We start from the raw sequence: 20,869 nt of genomic DNA on the forward strand, positions 1-20,869 counted from the left end.
ACATGAGCCCGGAAGCCGAATGCCGCCCTGACGACGTCGTCGTCACCGGACTGGGGACCATCAATCCTCTGGGCGCAGACGTCGAGTCCACCTGGAGCGCCCTGCACGAGGGGACCTGCGCAGTTCGCACCCTCGAGCACGAGTGGGTCACCCACCATGACCTGCCCGTGCGGATCGGTGCCCCCATGGCGGTCGATCCTGCCGAGATGCTCCCGCCGCGCCAGCTGCGCCGTCTCGACCGCGCCAGTCAGTGCGCACTGCTGGCCGCCCGCCAGGCCTGGGAGCAGGCGGGGGCCCCGCAGGTCGCCTCCCAGCGTCTGGCGGTGTCCGTCTCCCCGGGTATGGGGCCGGTCCTGTCGGTCATGGAGGCCTGGGACACGCTGAGGGACAAGGGGCCCCGGCGGGTTCTGCCGACGGCGGTCCCGGCGCTCATGCCCAACGCCCCGGCGGCGGCCGTCGGAATCGAGCTGGGGGCCCACGGCGGCATTCATGCTCCGGTCTCGGCCTGCGCCTCCGGGGCCGAGGCCATCGCCTACGGTGCGGATCTCATTGCTCTGGGGCGGGCCGACGTCGTCGTGGCCGGGGGGACGGATGCGGCCCTCCACCCGATGACCGTGGCCGCCTTCGCTGCCATGCGGGCCCTGTCGACGCGCAACGCCGACCCGCAGACCGCCTCACGCCCCTTCGCCCCGGACCGCGACGGCTTCGTCCTGGGTGAGGGCGCCGGGCTCCTCGTCCTGGAGCGCGCCACGCATGCCAAGGCCCGAGGAGCACGGATTCTGGCCGTGCTGGCGGGCTCCGGGGTCACCGCCGACGCCTACGACGTCGCACGCCCGGAGCCATCGGGTGCGGAGCAGGAGCGGGCCCTACGGCTGGCTCTGGAGCGCGCGGGGCTTGACCCCGGCTGTGTCGGGCACGTCAATGCTCACGCCACCTCGACGCCGGCCGGCGACGTCGTCGAGGCCGGTGTCCTGGCCAGGACGGCTCCGAACGCGGCGGTCAGCGCCACGAAGTCCGCCACCGGTCACCTCCTGGGTGGGGCCGGGGGTCTGGAGGCGGTACTGACCGTCATGGCGCTGCAGGCGCGCTGGGCCCCGCCCACGCTGCTGCCGGCCGGAGTGGATCCAGAGCTGGCCCAGCTCGGGCTGGACGTTGTTGGGCCGCAGGGCCGGGACCTACCCCAGCTGACGGCGGCGGCCAGCACCTCCTTCGGCTTCGGAGGGCACAACGTCGCCCTGGTCTTCATCCGCCAGTAGCCGTGCTCAGGCGGGAGCCGCCGTGAGACCTCGCCTGTGACCCACGGCGCTGGACCCGGCCGGTGCGGTCAGGCACAATAGCAGTGCATGCCGCGTACGTCATGACATGAGCCCGGTTGTGGGTCGAGACCGTTGGGGAAGGCGAATCTCGAAACCAACCAGGAGGCGATACTCATGATCGGTGCCTACACCCGCGGTGTACTTTTCGTGCATTCAGCACCTCGGGCGCTCTGCCCCCACATCGAGTGGGCAGCGGCCGAGGTGCTCGGTTCGCGTGTCCATCTCGACTGGACCGAGCAGCCTGCGGCCCAGGGGATGATGCGGGCCGAGACCAGCTGGGTGGGGCCCGCTGGAACAGGAGCCAGCCTTGCCTCCGCCCTGCGCGGCTGGGCGAACCTGCGCTATGAGGTGACCGAGGAGGCGAGTGTCGGCACCGACGGCGGCCGCTGGTCCCACACCCCGGACCTGGGCATCTTCCACGCCCAGACGGATGTTCACGGCAACGTCGTCGTCCCCGAGGACCGGATCCGTGCCGCGCTCGTCTACGCGGCTGATCCTGACAGGATGCGCCGCGAGCTCGACCTGGCTCTGGGACAGGCCTGGGATGACGAGCTCGAGCCCTTCCGCTACGCCGGAGCCGGCGCGCCCGTGCGCTGGCTGCACCGCGTCGGCTAGGAACGCCGAGCACAGGACGCCTCATCGCCTGCTGAAAACCGGGTGGGGCAACAGGTCTCGCAACCTGTTGCCCCACCCGGTTTGCGTCCTGGGGACGTTACAGTCCCTGCGCTCGCAGCTCCTTCATCGCCTTGGCCCGGTTCTTGCGGTCGAGGCGGTCGAGGTAGAGGTGGCCCTCCAGGTGGTCGCACTCGTGCTGGATGCAACGAGCCATGAGCTCCTCCCCCTCGACGACGACCTCCTTGCCGTCCAGGTCCACTCCCTCAGCACGGGCGTACCAGGCCCGCTCCGTGGGGAACCACAGACCCGGCACTGACAGGCAGCCCTCGTCCCCGTCCTGGTACTCGTCCTTGGAGACCTCGACGATCTTGGGGTTGAGGATGTAGCCCATCTCGCCGTCGATGTTCCAGGAGAAGGCGCGCAGACCGATCCCGATCTGATTGGCGGCCAGGCCGGCCCTGCCGTCCTCATCGACTGTCTCGAGCAGGTCCTCAACCAGGGCCTTGACGGAGTCGTCGATGTCAGTGATCCAGTCGCACTCGGTGCGCAGGATCGGGTCGCCGATGATGCGGATGTCGCGGTATGCCATGGCGGCATCCTCCCATGACCGCAGCGACGCGGTCATGTTCGACCCATCTCGTGATCTGCTGCTCGCACAGCGCACCGGCACCATCGAGAACAGGCCACCTGGCCCCAGGGTTGAGTACGTGAAAAGGAAGAGTCCCCGGTCTGATTGACCGAGGACTCTCCTGGTGGCTCCTGCGGCTGGACTCGAACCAGCAACCGTCCGATTAACAGTCGGATGCTCTGCCATTGAGCTACGCAGGAATGCGTTTGACGCGCAGTGAACTTTAGCAACATCCCGCGGCGGCGTCGAATCCGGCGAAGCACAGGAAACGCTGATATTCCAAGGACATCCTACCGTGTGGGCAGGCCCACACCCTCACGGACGCGGTTTTCCAGCTCTCGAAGCGTGCGGCGATCCTCCGCCTCGTCGACCTGTGAGATCAGTGGCCGGGTGACGGAGTAGAGCTCGCCGTCACTGCCCCGACGCACGCTGGCTGTGGCCGTGGCGCCACTGGGGAGCGTTGCCACGGCGCTGTGGATGATGGCGGCCTCGACCCGTTGGCGCAGGGCCTTGGCGAAGGGGGCCACGTCCGCTGAGGCGTAGGCATCGCCGTTGCGGACTCCGGCCGGGACCTTCAAGGCAAGGTCCTCGCGGTCCTGCTGCGTCCACCTCAGGGTGAAGACGCGGTCCTGGCCGTCCCAGCTCCCCTGCTCCACCTCGTCCCAGGGGTGGGTCTCGGGCCCGCTGCGCCCGTTGAAGACCACCAGGGAGCTTGCCGTGGCCACCGCCCATGTCGAGCCCTCCGCGTCCAGGGGAACGGCACCCAGGGCGGGCTCGCGCAGCTGTTCGCGCATCTCCAGCGGAAGCGTGGCGGTGGAGCGGGTGGATGTGCCTTGACGACGGCGCAGGATCGGCATGACCGCCAGGCTACCTGCACCTGCTCGCCCACGTGGGCCGCCGCCCGGCCTCAGGTCCCCTGCCGGATCTGCATGCGGCGCTGCTCGAGGGCGGCGATCTGTGAGAACAGCTCGCGGTAGCCCTCCTCCTGCGGTGACATCCGCCGGTGGCGTGAGCGCATCTCGACCAGCCGGCGGTTGATGCCCATGACGGCCAGGGAGTCGAGCACGCCCTTGGCGTAGCGCTCCAGACCGGAGGCGTCCACCTCGGTGCCCCGCCCCCGGATCGTGGGCAGGGGCAGGGGTGCCACGGCGAGCTCGGTGATGGCGGCCTCGACCAGGCCGATGGCGCCGTCGCGCACCTGCTGGAGCCAACGCAGCGTGGCCCGGCGCTGCGCCTCCTGCTCCCCCATGCCGGCGGCCACCGCCTGCTGGACCAGCCCCGGCACCTCCCCAGTGCCTCCGGCGGCGGCGACGGCCTCGTAGACGGCCCGGTGGGTGAGCTGGCCGAAGGAGTCGGCCCCCAGCTCGTCTGCGCCGGCCTGGTGGGCCGCCACCGGGAACTGGATGATGACGGCCAGGGCCTCACGCTCGAGCTGCTCAACAGGGTCGGTCACCGGCGGCAGCCCCCGCACGGGGGCGGCGGCATCGGGACCGGCAGTCTCATCGGCGGGCCACTGGCCGCCCCGCGCCGTGCTGGGCTGGGCCCCTCGCCTGCTTGCGGCCTGGACTGCGGCGTGGACCTCGGCATCGGGCAGGCCCAGCCATCCGGCCAGGCGCCGGGTGTACTCGCGCTTGAGCGCCCGGTCCCGGATCCCGGCCACCACCGGCGCCGCCGAGCGCAGCCCCCGGACGCGGCCTTCGGAGGTGTCCAGGTCCAGGTGGGACAGGGAGGTGCGGATGACGAACTCGAACAGCGGCACCCGTCGGGACAGCAGGCGCGGGATGCCCGAATCCCCCTCCTTCATGCGCAGGTCGCAGGGGTCCAGGCCGCCGGGGTCGACGGCCACGAAGGTCTGGGTGGCGAAGCGCTGGTCCTCGGCGTATGCACGCAGCGCGGCCTTCTGACCGGCCGCGTCACCATCGAAGGTGAAGATGACCTCGCCGCCACGGGCCTCGCGCCCCTGACCGGTGACCACCCCCGCTGCCGGGTCGTCCACATCCCCTAGCAGGCGGCGCACGACCCGCACGTGGTCCGCACCGAAGGCGGTCCCGCACGTGGCCACGGCCGTGGTCACCCCGGACAGGTGGGCGGCCATGACGTCGGTGTAGCCCTCGACGACGACGATCCGGTGGGAGCGGGCGACCTCCCGCTTGGCCAGGTCCAGCCCGTAGAGGACCTGGCTCTTGTGGAAGACGGGGGTCTCGGGGGTGTTGAGGTACTTGGGGCCCTGGTCCTCCTCCGAGAGCTTGCGCGCCCCGAAGCCGACGGTGGCTCCGGTGACGTCCCGGATGGGCCAGATGAGGCGGCCGCGGAAGCGGTCGTAGACGCGGCGCCCGTCCTGCCCGCCCCGGCTGCACAGGCCGGAGTCGACCAGCTCGGCCTCGGTGTAGCCGGAGCTGCGCAGGTAGCGGGCGAGGTTGTCCCATCCGGCGGGCGCGTAGCCGACGCCGAAGTGCGCGGCGGCATGGCGGTCGAAGCCCCGGGACGTGAGGAAGTCCCGCCCTGGCTGTGCCTCCGGGGTGGCGAGCTGCTCGCGGAACCAGGCCTCGGCCAGGCGGTTGGCGTCCATGAGGCGCTGCCGAGTGCCCGGCTCGACCCCGCGCCGCACCGCGCCGCCCTCCTCGTAGCGCAGCTGGACCCCGGTGCGGTCAGCGAGGTACTCGACGGCCTCGGCGAATCCGAGGTGGTGGATCTTCTCGATGAAGGTGATGACGTCACCGCCCTCACCGCAGCCGAAGCAGTGCCAGTAACCGAGCTGGGGGCGGACGTGGAAGGAGGGGGTGCGTTCGTCGTGAAAGGGGCACAGCCCCTTGAGCGAGCCGACGCCGGCGCTCTTGAGGGTCACGTGCTCACTGACGACGTCCTCAAGCCTGGCGCGCTCGCGCACCGCCTCGATGTCCTCACGTCTAATCAGTCCCGCCACAGGGCCATCGTAGGCGAGGGCACCGACATCCTGCGCCAGGGCTTGAAGGGGCTCCCCGACCAGTACAGCTAGACCTCGGAGAACATGCCGCACAGCCGGGCGTGCCAGGCCCGCGCGGAGGTGTCCGTCAGGGAGGCGATCTGGTCGACCACCACCCGCAGGCGCGCATCGTCGTTCTCGGCCCGGTGCCAGACATCGAGCAGAACCGGGTCGATGCCCTTCCCGCCGCCGGTCATGAGGACGTCGGCGAGGTCGAAGATGAGGGTGCGCTGGCGCAGGTAGACCGGCTCGTGCTCCCGCGGCTCCATGACGTAGCGCACGGCGATGCCCTTGAGCAGGAGAATCTCCGCGGCCGTCTCCTCGGGGATGACGAGCTCGGCCTCGTAGCGAGTCAGGGGCCCGTCGCCGTAGGTCTGGCGGGTGGCGGAGGCGACCGCGGAGACGAAGCGTCCGATGATCTCGCTGGTGAGGTTCTTCAGATGCGCTGCGTCGGCCACCGAGCCGTTGTAGGAGCGGATCCAGTAGGGCCGGCCGGCCAGCCTGTCGAAAGCCGCCCCAAGGGCGTCGGCGCTCAGGTCGGTGCCGTACCAGGCCCGCGTGGCCCCGAGCAGCTCATCGACCTCCTTGGGGTCTGTCAGGCAGGCCGGGTCCAGGCGTCCCAGGGCGATCGCGTCCTCGACGTCGTGGACGGAGTAGCCGACATCGTCGGACAGGTCCATGATCTGTGCCTCGATGCAGCGCCTGCCCTCCGGGGCCCCCTGACGCATCCAGGCGAAGATCTCGGCGTCGTCGTCGTAGGCGGAGTACTTGCGCGCACTGCGCCCGCTCGGTCCACCCGGCCCCCTCCCCTTGAGCCACGGGTACTTCGCGACGGCATCGAGGCTGGCCCGCGTCAGGTTGACGCCGACCGGCCTCCCGGCCGCATCAAGGGTCTTGGGCTCCAGCCGGGTGAGGATCCGGAAGGTCTGGGCATTGCCCTCGAAGCCCCCGATCTGGCGGGCCACGACGTCGAGCGCCTTCTCACCGTTGTGCCCGTAGGGAGGGTGGCCCAGGTCATGGGACAGGCAGGCGGTATCGACGACGTCGGGGTCGCATCCCAGCGCCTGCCCCAGGGCGCGCCCCACCTGCGCCACTTCCAGGGAGTGGGTGAGCCGGGTGCGCACGAAGTCGTCAGCAGCGGGCCCCAGCACCTGGGTCTTGGCCCCCAGGCGCCGCAGCGCCGAGGAGTGCAGGACCCGGGCCCGGTCGCGTTCGAAAGGGGTGCGCTGGGGATTCTTCGCCTGCTCGTGAACGAAGCGCTCCACGTCCTGCACCCGGTACCCGGACAGGTCAAGGGCGTCTCGTCCGTCGATACGCACAGGTTCGGATCCAGATTTCTGCGCTGACATAGTCACAAGGTAGCGCAGAAGCGGGTTACCATGGTCGTCACCATTCCGAAACCTCCGACACCATCCCAGGGGAGCACCGGTACCCGATCCCTCCAGCTTGTGGTCACCACGCACCCTCCTCACATCGATGAATCACTTCTTGGACGTCAAGTCCCCGGGAGCACACCCGGTGGAAGGGAGACACCTGCCGTGACCACCACCACAACCCTCGTTCACCGACCCTACGACGGTCCGGAAGAGTGGTGGCGCCACGCACTGGTCTACGAGATCCCCTCACCTGCCCTGGGAGCAGCCGAGCTGGACCGCACCGATCCCATCATCAAGCACGCCCGCTACCTGGGCATGGACGCGGTACTCATCCGTCCGAGCCTGCTCGACATCGACACCGAGATGGACTCGATCCGCCGCTTCATCGACGAGGCCGGGGAGCAGGGGCTGCGCACCATCGTGCGCATCTCCGGTGCGCTGGGTCCGATCACGGGCCCCTACGCCAAGCAGACCACCGGCTTCCTCACCGGCCTCGAAGGCGCCGCTGACGACCTGCTGCGCCGTTCGGAGGCCTACCTGCAGGCCGGTGCGGCCGGCATCGACCTGGGCACGATCGTGCCTCCCCAACTCACCAGGGGAATCCGGCTGGATCGACTCAGCACCTACTGCGCCATGCTGCACGGCCAGTTGGCCGAGTACGTCGACGAGGGCATCATCGGTGCCGACGTGACCGCCGACTACCCGGAGTCACTGCGTCATCACCTCCAGGACGACTGGGTGCACCACTTGCGCGACGACTGTCTGACACTGACACGGTGGAACGCCGAGTCGCTCACGTCCCACCTGACCCGGTCGCTGGACGAGCACGACCGCTTCGGGGCACCCCCCACCTGGCGATTCCTGCCTCCCCACATTCTCTCCGAGCACCTGGATCCGGGCGACGGGCAGCGCTGGTACTCCGTCAACCGCGATGAACGGCTGCGTCGAGGGCTCGCCCTGCAGGCCATGATGCTGGCCCTGCCCGGCTCGCTCTACCTACGTCAGGGCGATGAGATCGCCCTGTCCGACTCCGACAAGCCAACCGCTCCCCTGGAGCTGGCCGACATGGTGGCTGAGCACACGCAGGTGCAGTCCTCTCAGTTCGGCTCTCCGACTGCGACCGTGCGCCACGCGGCCCACGTGCGGCACGAGTACAACCTGGCCTGCGCTCCCCTGGCCTTCGTCACCGGGCTGGAGTGGTGCCCGCCCCAGACCCTCTCCTTCCTGGTGCGTGGCGTCCTGGTCGTCGTCAATACCTCCGACTCCCCCGTCACCTTGCCGGCCGAGGCCAAGGTTCTCCTATCCTCCCAGCCCCTGCGCCAGGAGGAGGGGCGTCTACTCGTACCCCCGGCGACGACGACGTGGCTGGAGGCCACAACCGTTGCCTAGGTGTACTGATCGGGGAGGTTGGTTAGGCGGGTGATGGGTGGGTGGCCTTGGGTGGCGGTGTGGGGTCGGTGGTGATTGTAGAGGTGCAGCCATGCGGGTAGGGCCTGGCGGCGTTGGGTCTCGGAGGTGTAGTGGCGGGCGTAGGCCCAGCCGTCGGCCAGGGTGCGGTGGAAGCGCTCGATCTTGCCGTTGGTCTGGGGGCGGTAGGGGCGGGTGTGCTTGGCCTTGATGCCCAGCTGCTGACAGGCGGCTTGCCAGGCCTGGGAACGGTAGGCAGAACCGTTGTCGGACAGGACTCGCTCCACCTTGACTCCTCGGGCGCTGAACCATGACACCGCGCGCTGGAGCACTCCGACGGCGGTATCGGCCTTCTCATCGTCGTGGATCTCGCTGTAGACCACGCGGGAGTAGTCATCAATCACCGAGTGCACGCAGGCGTAGCCCATCACCGGTCTGCGGCTGGCCTGGCTACGGGCCTTGCCGGGGGTGGAGGCGCGGTTGCGCGCGCCCTGGCGCGCACCGACGTAGCGCCATCCACCACCGTCGGGGATGTTGCCGATCTTCTTGACGTCGACGTGGACAAGAGATCCGGGGTAGGGGTGCTCGTAGCGGCGCACGACCTGACCGGTGGCCCGGTCGGTGTACGACAGGCGGTTGAGGTGGGCGGCTCGCAGGATGCGGTGGACGGTCGAGGCTGCGACCCCGGTGCGGGCAGCGAGCTGGACGGGGCCCTCACGCAGGCGCATGCGCAGCGAGACGATCCGTTTGACCACTGCCTTGGGTGTGCGGTGAGGACACGAGCGTGGGCGGCTGGAGCGGTCGGTCATGGGCTGGCCGGCCCTGTACCTGTCGGCCCAGCGCTTGACGGTGGGCCATGAGCACTGGAACCGGGCAGCAACCTCGCTGACGGGCCAGCCCTCCTCAACCACCAGACGGGCGACCCTCAAACGAGCACGCGGGGTCAGGGCTGCGTTAGCGTGGGACATGAGGAGAGCACCTTTCGTGTCTGGCTGATGGGGAACTGCAACACCTCCACTCAACCAGCCCAAGGCGCTCTCCTCACCTCAAAGACTCAGATCACACCCCCTCAACCAACCCTCCCGATCAGTACACCTAGGGCACACGGATGCAAGTTTCATTAGTCTCTTGCAATCTTTACATAAGCCGATTAAATTATGGTGCCAGGCGAGGAACTCCTCGCTGCGGATCTGATTCGAAGGAGAATCCCTGCGGCACCCACCCGCCGATCCTTCCTGACGATGGCCGCTCTGGCCTCCACCGTGCCAACGTTGGCCGCCTGCTCCGGCTCGCGCAATACTGCGGGTACGGCGGCCTCGGGCGGCGCTGCCTCACAGGCGTCTGACGCCTCGGCAGGCGACTCCGATGCCGACCTGGTCATCTGGGCGGATCAGAAAAAGGCGGACTCCCTCAAGGAGATCGCCAAGACCTGGGGCAAGCAGCAGGGCATGTCGGTGGCGGTCCAGACCGTCGCCAATGACTTGCAGCCCAACTTCATCACCGCCAACCAGGCCGGCAACGGCCCTGACATCGTCCTCGGCGCACACGACTGGATCGGCAACCTGGTGCAGAACAGCGCGATCCGGCCGGTCGTTCTGAGCCCCGAGGCCGAATCCAACTACTCCGACATCGCGCTCAAGGCGGTCACCTACGACGGCCAGATCTACGCAACGCCCTACGCCGTCGAGTGCCTGGGCCTGTTCGTCAACAAGGCACTGACCTCAGTGACCCAGCCGGCCAGCATTGAGGAGATGATCGAGGCCGGCAAGGCGGCCGGAACCGAGCTCGTCCTGTCGCAGGCCATCGACGAGAAGGGCGACGCCTACAACATGGAGCCGATCTACACCGCCGCCGGCGGCTACATGTTCGGCAAGAACCCGGACGGCTCCTACGATCCCAATGACCTCGGTATCGGCAAGGAGGGATCCATCAAGGCCGCGGAGAAGATCCGCCAGCTCGGCCAGCAGGGAGTCCTCAGGAAGTCAGTCACGACCGCCAACCACATTTCCTTGTTCACCGATGGTAAGGCTCCCTACCTCATCTCGGGGCCATGGGCCCTGGCGGACATCAAGAAGGCCGGTATCGACTACCAGCTCACTCGGATTCCGGGCTTCAAAGACATCAAGAACAGTCAGGCGAGCCCCTTCGTCGGAGTCAACTGCTTCTATGTCGCCTCCAACGGGAAGAACAAGGCCTTCGCCGAGACCTTCGTGGCCGATGCCGCCAAGGATATGACCTTCGCGGCTTCGATGTTCCCCAGCAACGAGCTGCCCCCGGCCCAGAAGGACCTCGCGGACAAGCTCAAGGCGGAGCACCCCGACATGGTCACCTTCGCGGAGCTCTCCGCCAAGGCCGACCCCATGCCCGCGATCCCCGCCATGTCCTCAGTGTGGGAACCCCTTGGACGCGCTCAGGCCAACATCGTCGCGGGCGCCGATCCCGCCAGCACCATGACCGGGGTCGGCCAGACCATCAAGGCGTCGATCAAGGGCTCGTAAACCGCCTCGACGCCGAAGAGCGGAACGCTTCTCCACGCACCCGACTATTCCTCATACTGCTTTCCCACTTCTGGAAAGGACCCGCAGATAATGACGTCCGCATCCACCACCCCGAGGGAGAAGACCACGACCATCAGAGGTCTCGTCGGTCGCATCATGGTGCTGTCCCTCACGCTGGTCGCAGCGATCTACCTCGTCCCACTTCTTATCGCCTATCGGATGTGGTTGTGGCTGGGAATCGTCGTCCTGACCACGGGGGCCATGTTCCTGCTGTACTCGACCAAGAGATTCGTGCCCGCCAAGTACCTCTTCCCCGGCACGTTCTTCCTCACCGTCTTCCTCATCGTCCCCATCGTGCTGACCATTCAAACCTCCTTCACCAACTTCGGGGACGGGTACCGCGGGACCAAGGAGGAGGCCATCGCCTCCATCACCAACAACTCCATGGTCCGCACCGAGGACTCTCCCACCTATGGTCTGTCAGTCGCGACCGACGGCGACGTCACCAAGGGCCCCTTCTCACTGTTCCTCGTCAATCCGCAGACCAAGGAGGTGCTGCGGGGAAGTGACGGGAAGAAGCTGGAGAAGGTCGACGCCAGCACCGTCACCGTCGACAACGGCGTGGTGACCAAGGCGGAGGGATACACGATCCTGTCCCCCAGGCAGATCAACACCGCCTACGAGGACATCAGCGCCATGTCGGTTCCCTTCACGGACAAGACCACGGTCAAGGTTCAGGGCATCCGGACCGCTTTCGAGGGAACCAAGCGGATGGTCTACAACAAGTCCTCCGACACCATGACCAACACCGCCACCGGCGACATCTACTCGGTCAAGAAGGTGGGGCTGTCCGAGCACTTCGTCAACGCCGAGGGAGAGAGCCTGGCCCAGTCCTGGAAGCAGAACGTGGGACTGGCCAACTACTCACGGCTCTTCACTGAGGGCAACCTGGCCTCCCAGTTCCTCAAGGCCTTCGCATGGACCATCATCTTCGCCCTGGGCTCGGTGCTGCTCACCTTCGGCCTCGGTTTCTTCTTGGCGCTGACCCTCAATGATGATCGCATCAAGGGTAAGAAGCTCTACCGCTCCTTCCTCCTGCTGCCCTACGCCGTACCCGGCTTCATCTCGCTGCTCGTGTGGTCGAACTTCTACAACCAGGACTTCGGCCTCATCAATCGGATGATGCACCTCAGTATCCCGTGGCTGTCCGACCCGACCATGGCCAAGATCGCCGTTCTGCTCACCAACACGTGGATGGGCTTCCCCTACATGTTCATCGTGTGCACCGGCGCTCTGCAGTCCATCTCCGGCGATGTCAAGGAGGCGGCCAAGATGGACGGCGCCAGTGGCATGCAGGCCACATGGCGCATCGTCACCCCACTGCTCCTGGTCGCCGTCGCCCCTCTGCTGGTGAGCACCTTCGCCTTCAACTTCAACAACTTCAATGCCATCCAGCTGCTAACCGAGGGTGGACCCTTCCCGGCCGGGGAGTACACACGCGGCGGAACCGACATCCTCATCTCCATGGTCTACCGCATCGCCTTCGGCCGTGCCGGCTCGGACTTCGGATTCGCCTCGGCCGTCTCCGTGGTCCTGTTCGCCGTCACCGGCGTCCTGGCCGCCTTGCAGTTCCGAGCCACCAAGAAGCTCGAAGACGTCAACTGACCAGCCGACCTCGGAAAGAACATCATCATGAGCACCTCATCGCAGCCCGTGTCCCGGTCCGCATCAAACAGGTCCGAGGACAGCGTCGTCATCGAGAATCACATGCCGTTCTCACGCTGGTTCCGAGAGATCGGCTGGAGACACGTCGTCGGCGTCATCGCCCTGGTCTTCGCAGCCTTCCCCGTCCTCTACGTCATCTCCGCCTCTCTCAACCCCCTGGGCACGGTGGCATCCACCGGGTTGATCCCCACCAAGGTGAGCCTGGTCAACTACCAGAACCTGCTGTCGGGGGCGCGAGGCCCATTCCTGCGCTGGTACCTCAACACGATCATCATCTGCACAGTGGTGGCCACTGCTCAGGTCTTCCTGTCCCTGCTGGGGGCCTATGCCTTCTCCCGGTTCCGCTTCACCGGACGCCGCGGCGGCCTGCTCGCCCTGCTCCTGATTATGATGTTCCCCGCGATCCTGTCCATGATCGCCATCTACACGATGATCTCCGACATCGGCCAGGTCGTCCCCTTCCTCGGCCTCAACACCCTGGCCGGCTACAGCCTGGCGCTCATGGGCGGAGCACTGGGGCAGGTGTGGCTCATCAAGGGAACCTTCGACACGATTCCCCGCGAGCTCGATGAAGCCGCCATCATCGACGGCTGCACGCACTGGCAGGTCTTCCGCATCATCCTTCTGCCCACGCTCAAGCCGATCATCGCCACCACCTTCCTGCTGGCCTTCGTGGGTGTCATCAGCGAGTTCCTCCTGGGCTCGATCATTCTGACCGACAACTCCCAGAAGACGCTCGCAGTGGGGCTCTACGGCATGCTCGTCGGCGACCGCTCCAACAACCTGGGCATCTTCGCTGCCGGAGCGGTCCTCACCATGGCCCCGGTGATCGCTCTGTTCCAATACCTGCAGCGCTATATCGTCGGCGGATCGATCTCGGGTGCGGTCAAGGGCTGATCGGGGCCGGGCGCCTTGACGCATCCTTCCCGTCCCATCAGCCGGGAATCAGGGGCCGACGGCGCCACCTCACCGTCCCGGATTCCCACAAACGGGACATGACCTGCGATGATGGTCAGTCGAGGGACGCGACGTTCCGCTGTCGGTTCAGGCGAGTCAGCCCCTCCATCCTGACCGTTCTTCGTAGGATTCACTCATGCCACAGAGACTCACTCTCACTGACATCGCCGACCAGGCGGGCGTCTCCACCGCGACTGTCTCCCGTGTGCTCAATGGAAAGTCCAACGTGGCTGACTCGACCCGTCGGCAGGTACTCGCTGCCCTCGACATCCTGGGCTACGAGCGGCCCGAGTCGGTGCACCAGACCTCCCGCGGTCTCATGGGGCTGATCGTGCCTGAGCTGAGCAACCCGATCTTTCCGCTGTTCGCCCAGCAGATCGAACAGCTCCTGGCACCCTCCGGGCACACTCCCCTGCTGTGTACCCAGACCCCCGGCGGTATCAGCGAGGACGAGTACATCGAGATGCTCGTGGACCGCGGTGTCGCCGGCATCATCTTCGTCTCCGGACGCCACGCGGACACCACCGGTGACGTGACCCGCTACCAGCGCCTGCGTGAGCGTGGCGTACCACTGGTGACGATCAACGGCAACGCGCCGACCATCAAGGCACCGGGCTTCGCCACCGATGACCGCCGGGCGACCCGCATCGCGGTGGATCACCTCATCGCCCTGGGTCACCAGCGCATTGGCCTGGCCATGGGGCCGATGCGCATGGTGCCGGCTCAGCGCAAGCGCTCCGGCTACGAGGACGCCATGGGCGAGGGCCTTCCCGAGGAGCCGCTGCGGATCGTGGAGACGCTCTACACCTACGAGGGCGGGGTCAGCGCAGCATTGCACCTGCTGGAGCAGGGCTGCACCGGCATCGTCTGCTCCTCGGACGTCATGGCCCTGGGTGTGGTCCACGGGGTGCGCCAGACGGGCAGGTCAGTGCCTCATGACGTCTCCGTCATCGGCTACGACGACTCGCCACTCATCCCCATGACGGACCCGCCGCTGACCACGGTGCGTCAGCCCGTGGAGTCCATCTGCCGGGCGGCCGTATCCACGCTCCTCGCGCAGCTCAACGGGCAGCGGCCGGCCGACACCGAGATGCTCTTCGCCCCCGACCTCATCGTGCGCGACTCGACTGCCGCGGCCCCCATCGACTGAGCCCCGGTTGGCCGGCAGCGGTGTGCTGACGCCAGTGCTCCGGTCAGCGCGACCACGTGCGGGCCAACCGGGAGCCGAGGTCTACCAGCCGTGCCTCCAGCCCGTGGGAGTCAGTCGCTTCCCAGGGCTCGGCGGTGTGAGCCTCCTGCAGGCCGTAGGCGTTGGTGACACCGGCTGCGGCCAGCTCGCCGCGACTGACGGCGCAGCGCCCGCACACCAGGATGCACGGCTGTGCCTGTGAGGCGGCCTGCTGGCCGACGACGCCCACGACGCCGTCGGCCAGGACGTCGTAGAGCTCTCCCCAGGCCGAGACCACCAGGTCCTGCCCGTAGGCGGCCTCGCTCAGACAGACGAGCTCAGCCATGACTCGCGCCCCGGGCCGCGCCCAGGCTCCCAGGGCCCGCAGCAGCAGGGCGCTGCCCCCGCCCGCCCCGGTCCCCCAGGTCGACACGCTCAGGCGAGCCGTCCCTGCCGAGTCCGCCGCGTGCGCAGAGGCGGACGGCCCGGCGTCGCCGAGTGCAGAGACGATAGGCAGACTCCTGCGTACACCGAGGCCATCGGGATCGAGGTCCTCGGCCGCCCTGACGCTTTCCATTGCCTTGGTGCAGGCGCGGCGGTCCAGTTCCTGGGCCCGCTCCGGGCTGATGGAGGTGATACTCGTCAGTGCCGCCCCGGCACCGTTCATGCCTCCCAGGGAGATGTCGTCGGCCAGGGCCAGTCCCAGACTGCGATGCGACAGCAGGTCCTTGGCAGCTCGTAGGCCGCCGAGCGCGTCCATGGCTCCCAGGCCCCCGTCGTGAACGGCGGAGCGCGACATCCCCACCACAAGCGTGTCCAAGGTGCCGGTACGGCTCAGGGCTGCACCGATGACTTCTCCCAAACCGGAGGTGCTGCCCTCCAGCGCCTCCTGGGCCGCCTCATCGGGATCTGAGGGAAGCGCCAGGAGACGGGCGGCGTCCAGGAACCAGGTGCTCGCTTCTGCGGGGTGCCGGCTCCCGGATCGTGAGGGCCTGGGAACCAGACGCACCAGGTCGACCTCTCTGACCTGTCCGAGCGGGCCCCGTCCCTGAATGACCTCCCGGGAGGCGACCTGATCGGGGGCGATCACCTGAGCCGAGCCCGGTCCGCCGTCCGCTATGGGCAGCAGTGTCAGGGAGTCATGGGGGCGCGCCGCCCGCCAGCCACGTGCCAGACCGGAGGCGACCCGGCCCGAGGCAAGACCACTGCCCGAGCCCGCCAGAGGCACTCCAGCGGGCTCGGGCCACAGCCCGCCAGGGGCGAGGAGAACCTTCATGGGCTCGTTCTCCGGTTGCGGTCTCGGTGAGCACTGGCCGTCATGAGTCGATGGCACCGCCCAGACGGGCCAGGAGGAGGGCCTCGGCAACCACGATGTGCTCGAGCTCGCCCAGGTGCATGGACTCGTTCTCACTGTGGGCGCGGGTGTCGGGGTCCTCGATCCCGGTGACGAGCACCTGGGCACCCGGGAAGGTCTCCTTGAGGGTGGCGATGAAGGGGATGGAGCCGCCCTGTCCGATGTTGACAGCCTCGGTGTCCCAGGCGGTGGACAGGGCCCAGTGGGCGGCCTCGGAGGCGGGGGTGACCTCGGAGCCGTCGAAGGCCGGCCCGGCTTCACGGCCGGTGACGGTCAGCCGGCCCCCGAAGGGCACGTGCTTCTCCAGGTGGGCGACCAGGGCCTCCTGGGCCGCGGCCGGGTCCTGCCCGGGTGCGATGCGCAGCGAGAGTCGGGCCGTGCACGAGGGGGTCAAGACGTTGCCGGCCAGGTCCAGGGGCGTGACGTCCATGCCGATGAGCGTCAGGGAGGGCTTGGTCCACAGCCGGGCGGTGAGGTCACCGGTGCCGGAGAGCTCGACGCCGTCGAGGATGCCGGCGTCGGCGCGGAAGTCGGCCTCCGGGTAGTCGGGGAAGTCGGCGTCGGCCTGGGACCGGCTGACCAGTCCGGCCACGGCGACGTCACCGGCGTCGTCGTGGCAGGAGGCGATCAGTCGGCACATGGCGGTGGCGGCATCCAGCACGGGGCCGCCGTACATGCCGGAGTGAAGCGCGTGGTCGAGCATGTCGAGACGGACGTCAACCTGGACGACGCCGCGCAGCGAGGTGGTCAGGGACGGGATGCCGACCTTCCAGTTGGAGGAGTCGGCCACGACGATGACGTCGGAGGCCAGGCGGTCGCGGTGAGTGGTCAGGAAGTTCTCGAAAGAGGGGCTGCCCACCTCCTCCTCACCCTCGATGAAGACCGTCACGGAGCAGGGCAGCTCGCCGTCGGCCAGGGAGGCCAGGATGCGCAGGGCGTGGGCGTGGGTGATGACGCCGGCCTTGTCGTCAGCGGTTCCGCGTCCGAACAGCCGCTCCCCGCGCCGGGCGGCGGTGAAGGGGTCGGCCTGGTCCCAGCCGGTCGGGTCGCCGACGGGCTGGACGTCGTGGTGGGAGTAGAGCAGGACGTGCGGGCTGCCCTGGGGGCCGGCCTTGTGGGCCAGGACGGCGGGCCGACCGGGGGTGCCGTCAGGGGCGGGCACCGAGAGGATCTCGGCATCCAGACCGCTGTCGCGCAGGAGCGCGGCCACGGCCTCGGCGGAGCGCTGGACCTCGGACTGGTCGTGGCTGGAGGCGGAGACCGAGGGAATCGCGACCAGATCCGTCAGGTCGGAGACGATGGTGGGCATGGAGGTGTGCACGGCGGTGCGCACGGCATCAACGGTGATCATGGTTTTCAGGGTATCGCGCCGCTGCCGCTAGTCTTGGCACCGTGAGCCTGTTCAAGAAGCGCAGCCAGACCCCTGAGCCGGAGCCCGTGGCCGAGCCCTCCCCCAAGCCCGGAGGCAAGGGACGCCCCACGCCCCGGCGTAAGGACCAGCAGGCCAAGAACCTGCACCCCGTGGTCCCCAAGGACCGTGCGGCCGCCAAGCGGGAGGCGCGAGCGGCCCGTGACGCCGCCTGGAAGCGCCAGAACGAGGCCATGGTCACCGGCGAGGAGAAGTACCTTCCCTCCCGTGAGAAGGGGCCGATCAAGCGCTACATCCGCGACTTCGTTGATGCGCGCTTCAACCTGGGCGAGTACTTCATGCCCCTCATCTTCGTCCTGCTCATCATCTCCTTCGGATTCAGCCGCATCCTGCCCCACTACCCGCTCGTCAGCTTCTACACAGTGCTGGCGATGAACGGCTACCTGCTTCTGGCAATCGCCGACGCCGTCTGGTGCTGGGCGCGCCTGCGCCGCCGCCTCATCGCGAAGTTCGGTCAGGAGAAGGTCAAGGACGAGGGGACGATCCTCTTCTACATCATGTCGCGCTGCTTCATGCTGCGGCGCTGGCGCCGTCCCGCCGCCCTGGTCAGTCGGGGCCAGTACCCCTCCTGATCCGCTCCGGGGCCGCTGTGGGGCGGCCCCGGTCGCCCGGGGCTTCAGGCAGTCGCCCGGGCGGCGGAGCCCGTGGCCAGGGCCCGGTTGATGCGCCCCGGCCAGGCGGGACCGTTGTAGATGAAGGCCGTGTAGGCCTGAAGCAGGTCCGCACCCGCGTCGAGCATGAGCTCGGCGTCCATGACGGAGGAGATGCCTCCGACGCCGATGATCGTGGGCTCCTGCCCCAGCCCGCGGCGCAGGCGGCGCACGACCTCCAGGGCGCGGGGCAGAAGTGGGGCGCCGGACAGGCCGCCCTCCCCCAGGTCGTGGTCGATGGTCGTGTTGGTGGCCACCACCCCGTCGAGGCCCATGTCCAGGACCATCTGCGCAACCGCGTCGATGTCCTCGTCAGCCAGGTCCGGGGCGATCTTGACCAGGAGCGGCACGTGCCGCCTGGCGGCGCGGTCGGCGGCCTCGCGCACCGCCTCGAGGATCGGTCGCAGCGTCTCAACGCTCTGCAGGCTGCGCAGCCCGGGGGTGTTGGGGCTGGAGACGTTGACAACGAGGTAGTCGACCCAGCGGGCCACTGCCGCGGCCGAGTAGCGGTAGTCCTCCACCGCCTCCTCTAGCGGGGTCACCTTGGTCTTGCCGATGTTCGCGCCGACGACGATGGATCGCCCTCGAGGGGTGCGGCGCAGTGCCCGCAGGCGCTTGGCGGCCTCATCCGCCCCGGAGTTGTTGAAGCCCATGCGGTTGCGCACGGCGCGCATCTGCGGGTAGCGCCACATGCGGGGCTTGTCGTTGCCGCCCTGGGGGTGGGCGGTGAAGGTGCCGACCTCGATGAAGCCGAAGCCGAGCATGTCCAGGCCCTCGACGGCCTGTCCCTCCTTGTCCATGCCCGCTGCGAGCCCCAGGATGCCGGGCACGGGTCGGGCGAAGGGGCCGCCCTGGTTGGCCGAGGGCACGGGGAAGACCGGCCTGCGCCCCCACATCTGGCGCACCACGTCCCTGACGAGGGGAACCTTGCCGGTGATCTCGATCGCGTCCAGGCACACGTCGTGGATCAGCTCGGGGTCGATACGGGTCAGCACGGTCTTGTACAGCAGGTCGTAGAGCACGGCATCAGGCTACCCCGACCAGGCCTTCCAGGGACTGTGCAGGGTCCCGCCGCTATTCTCCTCGGTATCCCCGCTTCGCGCCGGTGACGGTGTCACGGTAGCGTGGGCTTCGTCCGAGCCTCATTGCAGGCGTCTTCTCAGAGGTGGCCAGTGTCCTTCAACCGCGATATCCAGCTCGACCCCAACCGGGTCCAGACCCGTTCCGGCGGAGGTCGGGGCACCGTGATCGGTGGCGGCTCCATCCTGACCGTCATCGCCGTCGTCCTCATCTCCCAGCTCACGGGAGTGGACCTGACCTCCATGCTGGGAGCGCAGCAGCAGACCGGGACGACGACGTCGACGGCCTCATCGATCGACACCTCCGTCTGCACCAGCGGGGACAGTGCCAACAAGTACACCCAGTGCCGCATGGTGGCTACCGCGGAGTCCCTCGACGCGGTGTGGACCGAGCAGCTGCCGGCCCAGGCGGGGCTCAAGTACGCCAAGCCCGAGTTCGTCCTGTGGGACGGCACCCAGATCTCCTCGGCCTGCGGCAACGCCTCCTCGGCAGTCGGTCCCTTCTACTGCTCAGGGGACCGGACGGTCTACCTGGACATGAGCTTCTTCTCCGAGATGGAGCGCTCCCTGGGGGCCGCTGACACGCCCCTGGCGGAGGAGTACATCGTGGCCCACGAGTTCGGCCACCACATCCAGCACCTGACCGGGCAGATGGCCAAGGCCGACCGCTCGGGCAGCGGTGCGACGTCGGACTCGGTGCGACTGGAGCTTCAGGCGGACTGCTACGCGGGGATCTGGGTCAACCACGCCTCCTCCACCCCCGACCCGGACACCGGCAAGCCCTTCCTCAATCGTCCCAGCAGTGAGGAGATCAAGGGCGCGCTGGGCGCGGCCGAGGCCGTGGGCGATGACCACATCCAGGAGCGGGCCAAGGGGCACGTCGACTCCGACACGTGGACCCACGGATCCTCCGAGCAGCGTGTGCGCTGGTTCACCACCGGGATGAACTCCGGCTCAGTGCAGGCCTGCAACACCTTCGCCGTCGACGCCTCCCAGCTCTGAGACACGCCGGGGCGACGCCGTTCGTCGCCCCGGATCGTCCTTCCTCCCCACCGATCCTCTCGGTCTGACGGGGCCCGCTGCCTTGAGAGCGGCGGGCCCCGTTTGCGTGCGACGTGGCGTCACACCTGACAGTGGGTTCATGACGCACACGTCGCCAGTGACATCGCCGGTACCAGCCTTCAGGAGGACACCATGACCAGGGCACTCATCGTTGTTGAGTCCTACTTCGGCAATACCCGGGTCATCGCCGAGGCCGTCGCCTCCGGGTTGATCGAGGGCGGCATCGAGGCTCAGGTCGTCGACGTTGCCCGGGCTCCGAGTGCCCTGCCCGCGGACCTGGATCTGCTCGTCCTGGGAGCCCCCACCCACAACCGGGGCCTGCCGACGGCGGCCACACGGGCCAAGGCCTGTGCGCAGGCGGGATCAGGCAAGGCATCCCACGGGATCGGTGGGTGGCTGGAGACCGTGGCGATCCCGGCATCCATCGACGCCGCGGCCTTCGACACGGTCATCTCCAAGGGCTGGCTCAGCGGTTCTGCGGCCAAGGCGATTGCCAAGACGCTACAGCGGCGGCAGGGTCGGCGGACGGTGTCGGTCAGAAGCTTCGTGGTCACGGCGAGCAAGGGCCCGCTGGCCACCGGCCAGGAGACCGACGCCCACAGCTGGGGACGCGAGCTCGCGGCTTCGGCGAAGACCGGATAGC

Annotated in this window: 18 protein-coding genes and 1 tRNA gene; 10 read left to right on the forward strand and 9 right to left on the reverse strand. The window is 68.2% G+C overall.

All coding sequences use genetic code 11. The features are described 5' to 3' along the window. Positions 1–2 precede the first annotated feature (2 nt). Together JJJ14_RS07215 and JJJ14_RS07220 are read left to right on the forward strand one after the other, a co-directional pair. The gene (locus JJJ14_RS07215; RefSeq protein ID WP_201443724.1) at positions 3–1,256 is read left to right on the forward strand and encodes a beta-ketoacyl-[acyl-carrier-protein] synthase family protein; all 1,254 of its coding nucleotides are present in this window, start codon (positions 3–5) and stop codon (positions 1,254–1,256) included. 174 nt (positions 1,257–1,430) lie between these two features. Continuing rightward, a complete protein-coding gene (locus JJJ14_RS07220) occupies positions 1,431–1,931 on the forward strand; it encodes a DUF3145 domain-containing protein (RefSeq protein WP_004564722.1) in 501 nt (166 codons plus the stop codon). Between the two features lie 97 nt (positions 1,932–2,028). On the opposite strand, the gene def is transcribed toward JJJ14_RS07220, so the two are convergent. From def to JJJ14_RS07245, 5 genes are all read right to left on the reverse strand, one after another. Further along, positions 2,029–2,520: a peptide deformylase gene (gene def / locus JJJ14_RS07225; protein ID WP_201443725.1), complete on the reverse strand. Its 492-nt coding sequence runs from the start codon at positions 2,518–2,520 to the stop codon at positions 2,029–2,031. A 164-nt stretch (positions 2,521–2,684) separates the two neighbouring features. Next, a tRNA-Asn gene (locus tag JJJ14_RS07230) sits at positions 2,685–2,759 on the reverse strand. Positions 2,760–2,849: 90 nt separating this feature from the next. Beyond that, positions 2,850–3,416, reverse strand: coding sequence for a hypothetical protein (locus JJJ14_RS07235; RefSeq protein ID WP_101558055.1), 567 nt, complete (start codon positions 3,414–3,416; stop codon positions 2,850–2,852). A gap of 50 nt (positions 3,417–3,466) precedes the next feature. After that, positions 3,467–5,482: a DNA primase gene (gene dnaG, locus JJJ14_RS07240; RefSeq protein WP_201443726.1), complete on the reverse strand. Its 2,016-nt coding sequence runs from the start codon at positions 5,480–5,482 to the stop codon at positions 3,467–3,469. A gap of 68 nt (positions 5,483–5,550) precedes the next feature. Further along, positions 5,551–6,870 carry a deoxyguanosinetriphosphate triphosphohydrolase gene (locus JJJ14_RS07245; RefSeq protein ID WP_070513355.1) on the reverse strand — a complete coding sequence of 440 codons (1,320 nt, stop codon included), beginning with the start codon at positions 6,868–6,870 and terminating at the stop codon, positions 5,551–5,553. Between the two features lie 189 nt (positions 6,871–7,059). Here JJJ14_RS07245 and JJJ14_RS07250 point away from each other — a divergent pair, with 189 nt between their 5' ends. Beyond that, positions 7,060–8,286: a glycosidase gene (locus JJJ14_RS07250; RefSeq protein ID WP_201443727.1), complete on the forward strand. Its 1,227-nt coding sequence runs from the start codon at positions 7,060–7,062 to the stop codon at positions 8,284–8,286. On the opposite strand, the gene JJJ14_RS07255 is transcribed toward JJJ14_RS07250, so the two are convergent. After that, entirely contained in the window at positions 8,283–9,272 is a 990-nt protein-coding gene (locus JJJ14_RS07255) for an IS481 family transposase (protein WP_201443728.1), read from the reverse strand. The two genes, JJJ14_RS07250 and JJJ14_RS07255, sit on opposite strands and share 4 nt — an antisense overlap. Positions 9,273–9,545: 273 nt before the next feature. Between JJJ14_RS07255 and JJJ14_RS07260 the strand changes: the two genes are divergently transcribed. The 4 genes from JJJ14_RS07260 (at position 9,546) to JJJ14_RS07275 (ending at position 14,634) form a co-directional block, all read left to right on the forward strand. Next, on the forward strand, positions 9,546–10,802 hold the full coding sequence (locus JJJ14_RS07260) for a sugar ABC transporter substrate-binding protein (protein WP_201443729.1): 1,257 nt from the start codon (positions 9,546–9,548) through the stop codon (positions 10,800–10,802). A gap of 90 nt (positions 10,803–10,892) precedes the next feature. Continuing rightward, positions 10,893–12,467 carry an ABC transporter permease subunit gene (locus JJJ14_RS07265; RefSeq protein ID WP_201443730.1) on the forward strand — a complete coding sequence of 525 codons (1,575 nt, stop codon included), beginning with the start codon at positions 10,893–10,895 and terminating at the stop codon, positions 12,465–12,467. 102 nt (positions 12,468–12,569) lie between these two features. Then, entirely contained in the window at positions 12,570–13,424 is an 855-nt protein-coding gene (locus tag JJJ14_RS07270; protein ID WP_162829191.1) for a sugar ABC transporter permease, read from the forward strand. Positions 13,425–13,620: 196 nt separating this feature from the next. Then, on the forward strand, positions 13,621–14,634 hold the full coding sequence (locus JJJ14_RS07275) for a LacI family DNA-binding transcriptional regulator (RefSeq protein ID WP_004564713.1): 1,014 nt from the start codon (positions 13,621–13,623) through the stop codon (positions 14,632–14,634). A gap of 43 nt (positions 14,635–14,677) precedes the next feature. Here JJJ14_RS07275 and JJJ14_RS07280 read toward each other — a convergent pair whose 3' ends face one another. Both JJJ14_RS07280 and JJJ14_RS07285 read right to left on the reverse strand, forming a co-directional pair. Then, a complete protein-coding gene (locus tag JJJ14_RS07280; protein WP_101559910.1) occupies positions 14,678–15,928 on the reverse strand; it encodes a glycerate kinase in 1,251 nt (416 codons plus the stop codon). 40 nt (positions 15,929–15,968) lie between these two features. Beyond that, positions 15,969–17,357, reverse strand: a complete 1,389-nt coding sequence (locus tag JJJ14_RS07285; protein ID WP_201443731.1) for a dipeptidase — start codon at positions 17,355–17,357, stop codon at positions 15,969–15,971. Positions 17,358–17,398: 41 nt separating this feature from the next. Between JJJ14_RS07285 and JJJ14_RS07290 the strand changes: the two genes are divergently transcribed. Then, positions 17,399–18,007, forward strand: coding sequence for a DUF3043 domain-containing protein (locus tag JJJ14_RS07290; RefSeq protein ID WP_070513220.1), 609 nt, complete (start codon positions 17,399–17,401; stop codon positions 18,005–18,007). A gap of 44 nt (positions 18,008–18,051) precedes the next feature. On the opposite strand, the gene JJJ14_RS07295 is transcribed toward JJJ14_RS07290, so the two are convergent. Next, positions 18,052–19,107, reverse strand: a complete 1,056-nt coding sequence (locus tag JJJ14_RS07295) for a quinone-dependent dihydroorotate dehydrogenase (RefSeq protein ID WP_004564709.1) — start codon at positions 19,105–19,107, stop codon at positions 18,052–18,054. A gap of 150 nt (positions 19,108–19,257) precedes the next feature. Here JJJ14_RS07295 and ypfJ point away from each other — a divergent pair, with 150 nt between their 5' ends. Together ypfJ and JJJ14_RS07305 are read left to right on the forward strand one after the other, a co-directional pair. Next, the gene (gene ypfJ, locus JJJ14_RS07300) at positions 19,258–20,166 is read left to right on the forward strand and encodes a KPN_02809 family neutral zinc metallopeptidase (protein ID WP_201443732.1); all 909 of its coding nucleotides are present in this window, start codon (positions 19,258–19,260) and stop codon (positions 20,164–20,166) included. Positions 20,167–20,358: 192 nt separating this feature from the next. Continuing rightward, complete coding sequence (locus tag JJJ14_RS07305) at positions 20,359–20,868, forward strand: flavodoxin family protein (protein ID WP_201443733.1); 510 nt, start codon at positions 20,359–20,361, stop codon at positions 20,866–20,868. Position 20,869 lies beyond the last annotated feature (1 nt).

The sequence above is a fragment of the Actinomyces sp. HMT 175 genome (assembly GCF_016694895.1).
GTDB lineage: Bacteria > Actinomycetota > Actinomycetes > Actinomycetales > Actinomycetaceae > Actinomyces > Actinomyces oris.

Bases quoted from the DNA above. Each gene is read 5' to 3' on its own strand.
- JJJ14_RS07215 (WP_201443724.1), top strand. From the start codon at position 3: ATGAGCCCGGAAGCCGAATGCCGCCCTGACGACGTCGTCGTCACCGGA.
- JJJ14_RS07220 (WP_004564722.1), top strand. From the start codon at position 1,431: ATGATCGGTGCCTACACCCGCGGTGTACTTTTCGTGCATTCAGCACCT.
- def (WP_201443725.1), bottom strand. From the start codon at position 2,520: ATGGCATACCGCGACATCCGCATCATCGGCGACCCGATCCTGCGCACC.
- JJJ14_RS07235 (WP_101558055.1), bottom strand. From the start codon at position 3,416: ATGCCGATCCTGCGCCGTCGTCAAGGCACATCCACCCGCTCCACCGCC.
- JJJ14_RS07245 (WP_070513355.1), bottom strand. From the start codon at position 6,870: ATGTCAGCGCAGAAATCTGGATCCGAACCTGTGCGTATCGACGGACGA.
- JJJ14_RS07255 (WP_201443728.1), bottom strand. From the start codon at position 9,272: ATGTCCCACGCTAACGCAGCCCTGACCCCGCGTGCTCGTTTGAGGGTC.
- JJJ14_RS07260 (WP_201443729.1), top strand. From the start codon at position 9,546: ATGGCCGCTCTGGCCTCCACCGTGCCAACGTTGGCCGCCTGCTCCGGC.
- JJJ14_RS07265 (WP_201443730.1), top strand. From the start codon at position 10,893: ATGACGTCCGCATCCACCACCCCGAGGGAGAAGACCACGACCATCAGA.
- JJJ14_RS07270 (WP_162829191.1), top strand. From the start codon at position 12,570: ATGCCGTTCTCACGCTGGTTCCGAGAGATCGGCTGGAGACACGTCGTC.
- JJJ14_RS07275 (WP_004564713.1), top strand. From the start codon at position 13,621: ATGCCACAGAGACTCACTCTCACTGACATCGCCGACCAGGCGGGCGTC.
- JJJ14_RS07280 (WP_101559910.1), bottom strand. From the start codon at position 15,928: ATGAAGGTTCTCCTCGCCCCTGGCGGGCTGTGGCCCGAGCCCGCTGGA.
- JJJ14_RS07285 (WP_201443731.1), bottom strand. From the start codon at position 17,357: ATGATCACCGTTGATGCCGTGCGCACCGCCGTGCACACCTCCATGCCC.
- JJJ14_RS07305 (WP_201443733.1), top strand. From the start codon at position 20,359: ATGACCAGGGCACTCATCGTTGTTGAGTCCTACTTCGGCAATACCCGG.